The sequence below is a fragment of the Ectopseudomonas toyotomiensis genome, from assembly GCF_900115695.1.
GTDB lineage: Bacteria > Pseudomonadota > Gammaproteobacteria > Pseudomonadales > Pseudomonadaceae > Aquipseudomonas > Aquipseudomonas toyotomiensis.
Genome location: NZ_FOXK01000006.1, coordinates 332,050 through 346,107 on the forward strand (window position 1 = coordinate 332,050; position 14,058 = coordinate 346,107).

2 protein-coding genes are annotated in these 14,058 nt (G+C 68.5%); both read left to right on the forward strand.

Annotation, left to right across the window (positions count from 1 at the left end):
* Positions 1-46: 46 nt before the first annotated feature.
* Complete coding sequence (locus BM186_RS14570) at positions 47-10,213, forward strand: non-ribosomal peptide synthetase (RefSeq protein WP_074916161.1); 10,167 nt, start codon at positions 47-49, stop codon at positions 10,211-10,213.
* A complete protein-coding gene (locus tag BM186_RS14575; RefSeq protein ID WP_074916163.1) occupies positions 10,213-14,058 on the forward strand; it encodes a non-ribosomal peptide synthetase in 3,846 nt (1,281 codons plus the stop codon). The genes BM186_RS14570 and BM186_RS14575 overlap by 1 nt, the downstream gene beginning before the upstream one ends.

The following is a 14,058-nucleotide window of genomic DNA, read 5'->3' on the forward strand; positions in this document are numbered from 1 at the left end:
CCTGCACTCCACACGTTTTCACGGCCTACGGACTGGAACCAGAATCATGAGCAACATCGAGGACATTTACTCCCTCTCGCCCACCCAGCACGGTCTGCTGTTTCACAGCGTCTATGAACCGGACTCGCGCGTGTATTACCAGCAGCTCAGCCTGGACATGACCGGGCCGCTCGACACCGGTGCCTTCCGCCGTGCCTGGCAGGCGCTCATGCAGCGCCATGCGGTACTGCGTACCGCCTTTCTCTGGGAGGATCTGGACGACGCCTACCAGGTGGTGCAACACGAAGTCCCCCTGCCACTGAGCGAGCTGGACTGGCGCGACCGCGACGAGGTCGAGGAGGCGCTGCGCCAGTGCGCGCGGCAGGAGCGCGACCAGGCGCTGGAACTCAACGACGCACCGCTGATGCGCCTGTGCCTGGTGCGCCTGCCGGAGCAGCGCTGGCACCTGATCTGGACCTTTCACCACATCCTCATGGACGGCTGGAGCGTCGGCGTCGCCATCCAGGAATGGCTGGCCCTCTACTATCAGCAGGTGCGCGGCGACAATGCCGGCCTGCCGCCAAGCCGCAGCTACCGCGACTACATCGCCTGGCTCGCCGAGCAGGATGTCCAGGCCACCGAGAATTTCTGGCGCGAACAACTGCAAGACTTCAGCGAACCCACGCCACTGCCGAGCTTCGCCGCACCGCCCGAGGCGCCGCAGGCGCACCCGTACGCCGAGCGCGAAACATGCCTGGACGCCGCCGAGACCGAACGCCTGAACCAGTTCGCCCGTAGCCAGCACCTGACCGTCAACACATTGATCCAGGGCGCCTGGGCGCTGCTGCTGGGGCAACACGCCGGGCGTGACGAGGTGGTCTACGGCGTCACCGTCGCCGGTCGCCCGGACGGCTTGGCCGGTGTCGACAACATGGTCGGCCTGTTCATCAACACCCTGCCGCTGCGTGTGCGCCTGGACGACAGCCGCACGCTCAGCGACTGGCTGCAGGATCTGCAGCGTTGCAACAGCGACCTGCGCCAGCACGCTTATCTGCCGCTGAGCCGCCTCAAACCGTTGAGCCAGGTGCCGGCCGAGCGCGCCCTGTTCGATTCGATCCTGGTGTTCGAGAACTTCCCCGTCACCGATGCGCTCAACCAGGATGCCGAAGGCCTGCGCTTCAGCGCCCCGCCCGAGCAGCGCCGGGCCGATGGCATCCGCCTGACCCAGGGCCGCAACCATTTCCCGCTGTCGCTGATCGTGGTGCCCGGTGAATGCCTTCAGTACCTGTTCAGCTATGACCGCAGCCGCTTCAGCGACGCCGAGATCGCCCTGCTCAGCGCCCAGTTGCGTGCGCTGCTGCTGGCCATGGCCGAGCAGCCGCAGGCCAAGGTGCAGGCGCTGGACTGGCTGAGCGAAGAAGAACGCCTGCGCCTGGAGGCCCATGGCCAGGGCGCGCACCTGGCGGTCGCCGCCAGCACCCTGCAGCAACGCTTCGTCGACGGAGTGAAGCGTCATCCCGAGCGCCTGGCGGTGCAGGATCGTTCCCGTGCCCTGAGCTATGCCGAACTGGATGTCGAGTCCAACCGCCTGGCCCATCGCCTGCAAGCCCAGGGTCTCGGCAGCGGCCAGTTGCTCGCCCTGGCCCTGGAGCGCAGCGTCGACTTCGTGGTGGCGCTGCTGGCCACCCTCAAGTGCGGCGCCGCCTACCTGCCGCTGGATCTCAAGCAACCAGCCGGGCGCCTGGCGGACATTCTCCAGGACAGCCGCGCCGACCTGCTGATCAGCCAGCGCACGCTGGAATCGCGCCTGCCCCATGGCGAAAGCCCGGTCCGGCTGTGGCTGGACGATGAGGCAAGCGCCATCGCCGCCCTGCCCAGCATGGCGGTACAGGCAGGCAACGATGCGGATGCCCCGGCCTACGTCATCTACACCTCCGGCTCCACCGGCACGCCCAAGGGCGTGGTGGTCGAGCACCGCGCCATCGTCGGCTACCTCGCTGCCGTCACCGATCTGATCGATCCGCCTCCAGCGGCGCGCTATGGCCTGCTCTCGACGGTGGCGGCCGACCTCGGCCACACCCAACTGTTCGGCGCGCTGTGCAACGGCGGCAGCCTGATCCTGGTCGACGAAGACACCAGCTTCGATCCGCTGGCCCTGGCCGACTTCCTCGGCGAGCACCCGGTGGATGTGCTGAAGATCACTCCCGGCCATCTGCAGGGCCTGCTCCAGGCCCACCCCGATCCACGCCTGCTGCCTCGCCAACGCCTGGTATTCGGTGGCGACGCGCTCAAGCCCGAACTGCTGCGCCAGGTAGGCGCCCTGGCGCCGACCTTGCGCCTGTTCAACCACTATGGCCCGAGCGAGGCCACGGTGGGGGCGCTGGCCACCCCGCTGGCGGCCGACATCGGTCTGGTCGCCCTCGGTCGTCCCCTGGCCAACCGCCGCCTGCGGGTGGTCGATGGCAATGGCTGCCAAGTGGCCATCGGCGTTCCCGGCGAGCTGTGGATCGCCGGCGATCTGGCCCGTGGCTACCTGCACCGCGCCGACCTCAGCGCCGAGCGCTTCGTCGCAAGCGACGGGCAACGCTGGTACCGCACCGGCGACCGTGTGCGCTGGCTGGCCGACGGCCAGTTGGCCTTCCTTGGTCGCGTCGACAACCAGGTCAAGATCCGTGGCAACCGCATCGAGCTGGGTGAGGTGGAGGCGCAGATCCGCCGCCTCTCGCCGCTGATCGAGCAGGTGCTGGTGCGCGTGCTGGAAGTGGATGGCACGCCGCGCCTGGTGGCCTACGTGGTGGCCAGCCAGTCGCTGTCGGCCAGCAAGCTGTGCGACGACCTGAGCCGCCGCGTGCCGGACTACATGGTGCCGGCCCACGTCATCACCCTCGACGCCATCTCCCTGACCGCCAACGGCAAGCCGGACCTGCGCCAGTTGCCGCTGCCCAGCGCACCGGCCGCCGATAGCGCCAGCCATGTCGCGCCGCGCAACGAGGTCGAAGCCCTGCTCGCGCGCATCTGGCAGGAGGTGCTGAAGGTCGAACGGGTCGGGGTGCACGACAACTTCTTCAGCCTCGGTGGCGACTCGATCCTCAACCTGCAGATCATCGCCCGTGCCAACCAGCAGGGCTTGAAACTGACACCCAAGCAACTGTTCGAGAACCGCACCATCGCCGACATCGCCCAGGTGCTCGGTGCTGGCGCCGAAAGCGCCGCCGCCCGGCAACAGGGCGACGGTTTCGTCATACCCCTGAGCGCCGGCCAGCGTGCACGCCTGGAAAGCACCGAGTTGCGGCCGAGCTGGCGTTGCCTGCGCATCGACGGCGAGCTGGCAGCCAGCCACCTGTCCCAGGCCCTGACGGCGCTGCAAGGCCATCACCAGGCATTGCGCCTGGCCCTGCAACGCAGCGCCGATGGCGAGTGGCAACAGCAGGTACTGAACGCGCCCGCCGCCATCGAAGTCAGCGAGTGCAGGCACCACGACGAGCCCCTGCAGACGCTGGCCGAGGCCGCTTTCGCCCGCCTCGACCTGGCCGCCGGGCAGGGCCTACAGGCCAGCCTGCTGCGCAGCGCGGCAGGCGACCGGCTGCTGCTGGTCGCACATCCGCTGTGCCTCGACGAAGCGGCCTGGCCCGTGCTGCTCGCCGACCTCAACCTGGCGCTCACGCAACTGCGCTACCAACGGCCGCTGCGCCTGTCCTACAGCGGCGGCGAACTCGGCGCCTGGTGCGAACACCAGCAGCAGGACGCCAGCAGCGAGCGCCTGGACGAGGTCTGGGAACACTGGCTGCAATTCGCCGGGCTGGAGCTGCCCGCCCTCGATCTGTCCGGGCAGCAGGATGGACAGGCAGAAGAGCACCTGGACGCGGACACCTCGACACGCCTCAAGCGCCTGGTCGACACCCTGCAACTGGACTGGAATGCCCTGCTGGTCAGCAGCCTGGTCGACCGTCTGGGGGTTGAAAGTGGCGCACCGCTGGCCCTGACCGTGCAGGCCGGTCGCCCGGACGCCAACCGCCTGCCGCTGCAGGCGCCGATCGCCCAGGCAGACCTGGATCCGGCACGGATGCTGGGCACGCTGGCACTGTCGGTGCCCTTCTACCTGCAGGCCCCGAGCGGTGACGCACTGGCTCGTCTGCAAGACCTGGCCGCGCAGTTGCACGCCTATCCGCAGTTCGGCGCGGACTATGGCACCCTGCGCCACCTGGCGGACAATCCCTACCTGCTGGAACCCCTGCGCGAGCTGCCGACGCCGGCCCTCGCCCTGCGCTGGCTCGGCGACTGGGACGCGCACCGCGAGGAGCAGGCGGTGCTCGCCGACATCCAGGCCGCCAGCCATGAACCGACCATGGCCGAAGGGCTGACCCTCGACGCCTGCTGGCATGAGAACAGCCTGCATCTGCGTGCCAAAGGGCCGTTGGCCAATACCTGGCTGCCTGGCCTGGTGGCACATCTGCGGGCCCTTGCCGCGCTGGCCGACAGCGCCGAGCTGCGTCCGGCCAGTTCGGCCTTCCCACTGTGCCATGGGCAGGCCGCAACCCTGGCCAGCGAGCCGCTGCCCTGGGCACGCCTGGAAGATCTCTACCCGCTCTCGCCCATGCAGCAGGGCATGCTGCTGCACACCTTGCTGCAACCGCATAGCGGCATCTACCTGATGCAGCAGCGCTACAGCTGGGACGGTAAATTGCAGCGGCCGGCCATGGAGCGTGCCTGGAAGCTGTTCCTCGAGCGCCACCCGATGCTGCGCACCGCGTTCTGGTGGCAGGAAGACCATGAACCGCTGCAGTGCGTCTATCGCGATACCGAGTTGGCCTTCGAGTGGTATGACTGGCGTCACCTCGATGCCGAGCGTCAGCGCGAAGCGATGGATGCCGTGCTGGCCGACGAACGCCAACGCGGCTTCGACATGAGCCGTGCGCCACTCACCTACCTGCGCGTGTTCCAGCTGGCCGAGCAGCGCTTCAGCATGGTGCGCAGCTTCCATCACATTCTCACCGACGCCTGGTGCTTCGGCCTGCTGATGGAAGACCTGCTGGCCATCTACCAGGCCCTGGCGCGCGGCGAAGCGGTGGCGCGGCCGCGCTGGCGCCCGTTCCGTGGTTACATGAGCTGGCTCACCCGCCAGGACATGGACGGCGCGCAAGCCTTCTGGCGCCACCAACTGGCGGGCTTCGAGGCACCCACGCCGCTGCAGGTCGATCTGCCCGTGGCCCAGCCGGATCGCGCGCCGGACGTGGTCGGCGATTGCAACACCACCCTCAGCGTGGCCCTCACGCAGCGCCTGCAGCAGCTCTGCCAGACCCACCAGCTCACCCCCAATACCTGGATCCAGGGCGCCTGGGCCCTGCTGCTGTCGCGTTACAGCGGCAACCGCGACGTGCTCTTCGGCGTCACCGTGGCCGGTCGCCCCACCGCGCTGGCCGGGGTCGAGGAGATGGTCGGTCTGTTCATCAACAGCCTGCCGCTGCGGGTCGACGTCGACCCCGAGCGCCCGGTGATCGACTGGCTGCAGGCGCTGCTGTCGCACAACGCCGAGCTGCGCGACCACGAGTTCGCGCCGCTGGTGGAGATCCAGCGGGGCAGCGAGATTCCCCGTGGGCAACAGTTGTTCGACAGCCTGGTGGTGTTCGAGAACGCCCCGCTGGACGTCGCCAGCGTCCGCCTCGACGGTTTCAGCATCGACATCTACGAAGACCGGGTGCACACCAACTTCCCGATGACGGTGGTGCTCTATCCCGGCGACCGCCTGGGCATCCGCCTGTCCTACGACCAGGGCCGATTCACGGCGGACAGCGTGCAACGCATGCTGGGCCACCTGGTGCAACTGCTCGGCGGGATGCTCGAGCAACCCGAAGCGCCGCTCGGCCACCTGCAGATGCTGCCCGAGGCCGAGCGCCGGCAACTGCTGGTGGACTGGAACGACAGCGCCGTCGACTTCCCGCTGCAGCGCAGCTACGCGGCCCTGTTCGCCGATCAGGTGCGCGCCCACCCGCAACGCCCGGCTGCGGTCTGCGCCGGAGAAAAGCTCAGCTACGCCGAACTCGACCGGCGCAGCAACGCCATCGCCCACGCCCTGCAACAGGCCGGCGCCGGCCCGGATACCCTGGTGGCCCTGGCCGCCGAGCGCGGCCTGGCGCTGCTGTGCATGATGATCGCCACGCTCAGGGCCGGCGCGGCCTTCCAGGCGCTGGACATCCAGCACCCGCCGCAGCGGCTGGGCGAACTGCTGGAGCTGAGCGGCGCGCCGCTGCTGCTGGTGGACGAGAAGGCCAGCGGGCTGCTCGACAGGGTACTGGCAGGCGTCGGCCGGCAGCCTGGCTGCCTGGTGGTGCAGGAGCTGTGGCAAGGCGATGCGGCGCCGGTGCAGTACGCCCATCGCCCCGACCAGCTCGCCTACGTGATCTTCACCTCCGGCTCCACCGGTACGCCCAAGGGCGCCCTGGTGGAGCAGCGCGGCATGCTCAACAACATCTTCGGCAAGGTGCCGACCCTGGGCCTGTGCAGCGAGGATCGCATCGCCCAGACCGCCTCGCCGGCCTTCGATATTTCGATCTGGCAGTTCCTCGCCGCACCGATCGTCGGCGCCACCGTGCACATCCTGCCGGACGCCGTCGCGCACGATCCGGCTGCCCTGCTCGATGCCATCGAAACCCAGCGCCTGAACCTGCTCGAGGCGGTGCCCGCGCTGATCCGCGGCCTGCTGCAGGAAGCCGGCCCGCAGCACCAGCTCGGCAGCCTGCGCTGGTTGTTGCCGACCGGTGAGGCGCTGCCACCGGCACTGGCTCGCGACTGGCGCAGCCGCTTCCCCGGCACCTCGCTGATGAACGCCTACGGCCCGGCCGAGTGCTCCGACGACGTGGCCTTCCATGCCATCCACGAGGCGCCGCAAGATGACTGCGCGCACATGCCGATTGGCCGGCCAACCGCCAACAACCAGCTGTACATCCTCGATGCCGACCTGCGCCCGCAACCCATCGGCGTGCCAGGCGAGCTGTGCGTCGCCGGTGTGGGGGTCGGCCGCGGCTACCTGGGCGATGCCGAGCGTACCCGTGCGGCCTTCGTCGATCACCCGTTCGAGCCGGGCGCGCGCTTCTACCGCACCGGTGATATCGGCCGCTACCGCGCCGACGGCGTGATCGAATACCTCGGCCGCCGCGACCAGCAGGTGAAGATCCGTGGCCACCGCATCGAACTGGGCGAGATCGAGAACCGCCTGATGCGCCACCCGCAGGTCGACAGCGCCGTGGTTCTGGCCCTGCCGGACGCCCGCGGCGACCTGCAACTGCTGGCTTGCTACGTGCTCCGCGACGCGGCGCTGGACGCCAACACGGCGCAGGCGCTGCTGGTCGAGCACCTGCGCGGGCAACTGGCGAGCTACATGGTTCCTGGCCACTGGCGTCACCTGGAAAGCCTGCCGCTGAATGCCAACGGCAAGGTCGACCGCCGTGCACTGGCCGCCCTGGGTCTGCCCAGCGAGGCATCCGCCCAAGCCCAGGTGGCCCCACGCACGGCCACCGAGCAGGCCCTGGCCGAGCTCTGGCAGGACCTGCTCGGTCTGAGCTCACTGAGCGTCGACGACGACTTCTTCGCCCTTGGCGGTCATTCGCTGCTGGCCACCCAGGTGATCGCGCGCATCCGCCGCCGGCTCGCCGTCGAGCTGCCGCTGCGCGCCCTGTTCGAGCATCGCACCGTGGCCGAGCTGGCCAAGGTGGTGGATGCCCAGGCACCCAATGCAGCCGCCGCCATCGAGGAGATCGTGGCGGTGCCGCGCAGCCAAGCGTTGCCGCTGTCCTACGCGCAGCAGCGCCTGTGGTTCCTCGACAAGCTGGAAGGCCCCAGCGCAGCCTACAACCTCTCCACCGCGGTACGCCTGGATGGCGAGCTGGATGTCGAGGCGCTGCGCGCCGCCCTGCAGCATGTACTGGATCGCCACGAGTCGCTGCGCACCGGTTTCATTCTCGAAGGCGACACGCCGCGCCAGGTCATAGCGGATGACGTGCGCCTGGAACTGCCGTTGCAATCGCTGGCGGCGGATGACGACGCGCAGGTGCAGCAGTGCATCGACGAGGAAGCCGCGCGCCCCTTCGACCTGCAGTGCCCACCCATGCTGCGCGCGCGCCTGCTGCGCCTGGGCGAGAAACGCCATGTGCTGCAGTTCACCCTGCACCATATCGCCACCGATGCCTGGTCCATGGGCATCCTGGTCGAGGAAGCCATCGCCGCCTACAGCGCTTACCGCACCGGGCAGGCACCGGCACTGGCGGCCCTGCCCATCCAGTACGCCGACTATGCCCATTGGCAGCGCAGCCCCGCGCAGCAGCAGCGCCTGGCGCGCGACATCGACTTCTGGCGCAGCCAGTTGCAGGGCGCACCGATGCTGCTGCGCCTGCCGCTGGATAAGCCGCGCCCGGCGCAGGCCGACTATCATGGCGCGGCGCTGCGCCAGAGCCTGCCCAGGGCCCAGGCCGAACGCTTGCAAGCCTATGCGCAGACGCAGCGCGCGACGCTGTTCATGGTGCTGCTCAACGCCTTCAACTGCCTGCTGCAACGGGTCACCGGCGATGACGACTTCCTGGTCGGCACCGACCTGGCCAACCGTGAACAGCCCGCCCTGGAGCACTTGATCGGCTTCTTCGTCAACGTGCTGCCGCTGCGCGCGCGCCTCGACCCGGCAGAGGATTTCAGCGCCCGCCTGCAGCGTCTGCGCGACGAGACCCTGGCCGCCTTCCAGCACCAGCAGGTGCCGTTCGACAAGCTGGTCGAGACCCTGCAGCCGCCGCGCCAGGCCGGGGTCAACCCGCTGGTGCAGGCGCTGGTCGTCCTGCAGAACACGCCCCGCTCGTCCGCCGAACTGCCCGGCCTGCACGTCGAGCACCTGGCCCCACGCCAGGAAACCAGCAAGTTCGACCTGGCCCTGTTCGCCGAGGAAGACGAGCAAGGCCTGACGCTGCGCTGGGTGTACCGCACCAGCCTGTTCCAGCCAGACACCATCGAGCAATTGCAACGCGGCTTCGACGAACTGCTGCAACGGGTCATCGAGGCCCCCGAACACGCCTTGCAAGGCTGGGGCTGGCGTCTGCGCAGCCCAGCCGTCACGGAGAACAGCCCCATGTACGATGCATCCACCCAGGACGAGGCAAGCCGCGCCTCGCGCAAGCTGTCCAAACTGAGCAAGCTCAAGCAGGCCCGCGCCACTGCCGTCAGCCAGCACCCCGAGGAACAGGTGCGCAGCGCCCCCCTGGCAGCCGAGCGCGCCCTGCCGCTGCTGATCGAGCCACGCCTCAGCGAGCTGGACCCGGTGACTTGGGCGCAGCAGGCCCGTGGCTGGATCGGCGAACAGCTACGGCGCCACGGCGGCCTGTTGTTCCGAGGCTTCGACCTGCCGGACGCCAGTGCCTTCGAGCAGTTCGCCCAGGCCATCGAACCCGACCTCTACGGCACCTACGGCGACCTGCCGAAGAACAACTCGGGCAAGAACATCTACCACTCCACGCCCTACCCGGAGCAGCACATGATCCTGTTCCACAACGAGAGCTCGCACCTCGCACAGTGGCCGCGCAAGCAGTGGTTCTACTGCGAGAAACCCGCGCTGCAGGGCGGCTGCACCCCCATCGTCGACTGCCGCGAGGTGCTTGCCTACCTGCCGCAACCGATCGTCGAGAAGCTGCGCGTCAAAGGCCTGCTCTACGTTCGCCACTTCACCGACAAGCTCGATGTGCGCTGGCAGGACTTCTTCAAAACCGAACAGCGCGAAGAGGTCGAGCAGCGTTGCCGCGAGGCTGGCACTCAGTGGCAATGGCTCGGCGAAGATAGCCTGCGCATCGCCCAGCGCTGCCCGGCCATCGTCCACCACCCGGACACCGGCGAAGCGTCCTTCTTCAACCAGGTGCAACTGCACCACCCGGCCTGCCTGGAGCCGGAGGTACGCAGCAACCTGCTGGAACTGTTCGGCCCCGAGCACCTGCCACGCAACGTCTGCTATGGCGACGGCAGCCCCATCGAAGACGAAGTGATGGCCGAGATCGGCCGGGTCTACGAGGCCTGCGCCGTACGCTTCGCCTGGCAGAAGGGGGATGTGGTGATGCTCGACAACATGCTGGTCGCCCATGCCCGCGACCCCTTTGAGGGCGAACGCAAGATTTGCGTCGCCATGGGCCAGATGATGCGCCGCGAGGCACTCGATGCACTCGAGAAAAACACCACGCGCGCTGACCTGGAACTGGAGGAGAGTCTCTGATGGAGCAGTTCCAGCTTTCACCGCAACAACGCCTGCGCTGGCAGTCGGGTCTGCCTGCCGCCTCGCTGATCCTCGATCTGCACGGTGCGGTCGATCTGTCGGAGCTGCACGGTCGCCTGCAGGCTCTGGTGGCACGCCATGAGGTACTGCGCCTGCGGCTGTGCCCCTCGCCGGGGCTGCGCGTGCCGTTGCAACGGATCGTTTCGCCGAGCGAGGCAGTGCATGCCGAAACCGGCGTGCACCTGCAGTGCCAGGTGCTGGGCAGCGGGCACCAGCGCCTGCACCTGCAGTTGCCGGCACTGAGCGCCGACCGCGGCACCCTGCTGCGTCTGGCCAGGGCGCTGGCGGGCGAGGCGCAGGCCGATGACGAGGACATGAGCTACACCCAGTACAGCGCCTGGCTATACGAACTGCAGGACGAGGAAGACGCCGAACTGGGCCGCCGCTACTGGCGCGAACAGGCCTTGGGCGAGTACGAGGCGGGCGAACTGCCTTATCGCCAGGCACGCCTGCACGCCACGGCAGGCCATCTGATAGCCCAACTGGATGCGAGCCCGGAACTGACGGCGCGGCTAGAGACCTTCTGCCGCCAGCATCAGGTGACTCCCGCCGAGGTGCTGCTGACGGCCTGGTGCGCCCTGCTGCAACGTCTGAGCCCGGGGGAAACGCCGGCCCTGACGATGAACTGGGTGCATGATTGCCGCGACGATTACGACGAACTGGCCGGCTGCTGGGGCGCGTTCGCCAAGTCCCTGCCCCTGGCCTGGCGCTTCCCCGCGCAGAGCCGCTTCAGCGAGGCCCTCAATGGCGTGCAGCGCCTGTGCGACCGCGCACGCGAATGGCAGGAATACTGCGACATCACCAGCGACCCATCGCCAGATGCCAGTCGCTACGGTTTCGAGTGGGGCGGTCTGCTGCCCCAGGCGCTGCCGGTGGCCGGCATGCCGGGCACGACGCTCTCGGTAGTGGAACTGAACTCGGCGGCCCAGGCCTTCGACCTGTTGCTCACCCCGGAGGCCTTCAGCGACGCACAAGGCGCCATCGCCTACCGCTTCAACCTCGCCTTCGCCAGCAGCGGCTACAACCTGCAGAGCGCACGGGTGCTGCTGGAGCAATACCGCTCCCTGCTGCTCGCCGCCCTCGATGATCCTGAACAACAGTTGCAGGCTCTGGCGCTGCACAGCCCGAGTTTCGACACCACCCTGGCCGCAGTGCAGAGCCAGCGCAGCGAACGGCCCGACACCGCCTTCATGGCCTTCCCCCTGCGCTTCAGCCAGCAAGCATCGCGCTTCGCCGAACGCCTGGCGCTGTGCGACGCCCGCCAGCAGTTGACCTATGCGCAACTGGAGGCGCGCAGCAACCAGTTGGCGCGCTTTCTCAACGCGCGCGGCATCGGTGCGGAGGATCGTGTGGCCCTGCACCTGGAGCGCAATGCCGACGCCATCGTCGCCATGCTCGGCGTGCTCAAGATTGGCGCGGCCTTCCTGCCCCTGGACAACCAGCAGCCGCTGGCCCGCAGCCAGGCGATCCTGGCTGCCGCCCGGCCGGCCTTCCTGCTCGTCGACGGCAGCGCCCCGGCACCGACGCAAGCCGGCCTGGAAAGCCTCGACCTGGATGACCTGCCATGCTGGCAGCACCTGCCGGACAGCCCACTGGAGCTGCCCATCGCCGCCCACAGCGCCGCCTATGTGCTGCATACCTCCGGCAGCACGGGCACGCCCAAGGGCGTGGTGATCGAACATCGCCAGCTCGGCAGCTACGTGGACAGCCTGCTCCGGCGCCTGGCGCTGGCGCCCGGCGAGCGCAGCGCACTGGTCACCTCGCTGGCCGCCGACCTCAGCTATACCCTGCTGTTCCCGGCCTTGCTCAGCGGCGGTGAGCTGCACGTGGTAGACAAGGCCACCAGCCTGGATGCGGCAACCTGGGCGGCCTACCAGGCACGTCATCCGATCGATCATCTGAAGACCGTGCCCTCGCTGCTCGACGCCTGGCTCGCGCACAGTGCGGCCGCCGCCACCCTGCCACGCAGGCAACTGATCCTCGGTGGCGAGCACAGCCCGCAGCGCCTGCTGCAAAGCCTGCGGCGCCTCGCCCCCGAATTGACGGTGTACAACCACTACGGCCCGACCGAAACCACCATCGGCGTGCTCATGCATCGTCTCGACCCGTCCATCGACTACCACCACCTGCCCCTCGACGACCGTCTGGACGGCATGCGCACCTATCTGCTCGACGAGCAGGGCAACCAGGCCGCACCCGGCCAGGCCGCCGAGCTCTACCTCGCCGGGCCGCAACTGGCACGGGGCTACCTGGACGAACAGCAGACCCGGGAGCGCTTCGGCGACCACCCGCAGCTACCCGGCGAGCGCCTCTATCGCACCGGTGATCGCGCGCGCTACCGCCCGGACGGCAGCCTGGAGATCATCGGCCGTGTTGATCGCCAGGTGAAGATTCGCGGCTTTCGCGTGGAACTCGACGATATCGAGGCGCAGCTTGCCCGCCTGCCCGGCGTGGCCCAGGCCGCCGTTACCTGCGTGGCAAGCGGCCCGTTCGACCAGCAGTTGTTCGCCTTCCTTACCCTCGAGCACGGCCAGGCCAGCACGCTCGCCCAGCTTCAGCGCCAGGCGCAGGAGCGTCTGCCGGAGCACATGCGGCCGGCCTTGCGCCTGGTCGATGCCCTGCCGCTGCTGGGCAACGGCAAGCTGGATCGCAAGACCCTCGCCCAGTGGGCCGAGCAGACACTCGACCAGGTCGGCGACAGCCTGCCGCGTACACCGCTGGAGCAGTTGCTGGCAGATATCTGGGCCGGGGTGCTGGGTCTGGAACGAGTCGGCATCGAGGACGATTTCTTCGCCCTCGGCGGCCACTCGCTGGCCGCAGTGAAGCTGGCCAGCCGCCTGCAGAACGCGCTGGGTACGACGGTGCCGGTCAATGCCGTGTTCGATGCGCCAAGCGTGGCGCGTTTCGCCGAGCTGGTGCAGGCACAGATGCAACTCTCGCCACTGGTACCGCTGTCGCGAGCCGATGGAGCGAAAGGCAACCTGTTCTGTTTCCACCCGTCCACCGGGCATGTGCAGGACTACCGCGTTCTGAGCGACCTATTGGGCGACTGGAACCTGTGGGGCCTGCAGGCCACCTATCTGGCCGAAGGCAGCCCGCAACCGGGGCGCGACACGCTCGAGGCCCTGGCCGCAGTGTATGTGGAGCAATTGCGCCGGCAGCAACCGCAGGGCCCGTACCACCTACTCGGCTGGTCGCTCGGCGGCCTGCTGGCGTTCTGCGCCGCGGCGCAACTGGAGCAGGCCGGCGAGGAAGTCGCGTTTCTCGGCATCGTCGACTCGCAGACCCAACGCAGCACAGCGACACAACGCCTGGAAGCGTTGCTGCAATCGGCCGCCGAACAACTCGATGCCGACAGTCAGCAGCGGCTGTCGACGCAGGCCGAGGCAGCGCGCGCTCACCTGCTCGAGCACAGGCCAGAGCAATGGCCACTGGCCCTGGCGCAATGGGCTCGCCAGCAGGGCCTGCACCTGGCAGGCGACAGTTGGGAGCAACTGGAATACCGTTTGCGCCAGCATGCCCACACCCAGACGCTGATCGGCACCTTCCGTCCTGCCACGCTACGCTGCCCACTGCACCTCTGGTGGGCCAGTGCGACCCTGCAGGCCGAGGACTTCAACGCGCCGGACTGGCGCAGCCTCAGCCAAGGCCCGAGCCGCGAGCAGACCATTGCCGCGCAACACCTGGACATCCTGCGTCAGGATGCCTGGCAACGGGCCCTGGTCGAGAGCCTGGCCAATCTGGGTACGCCACGGCGTGAACCTTTGAACCACGAGATGACTTGA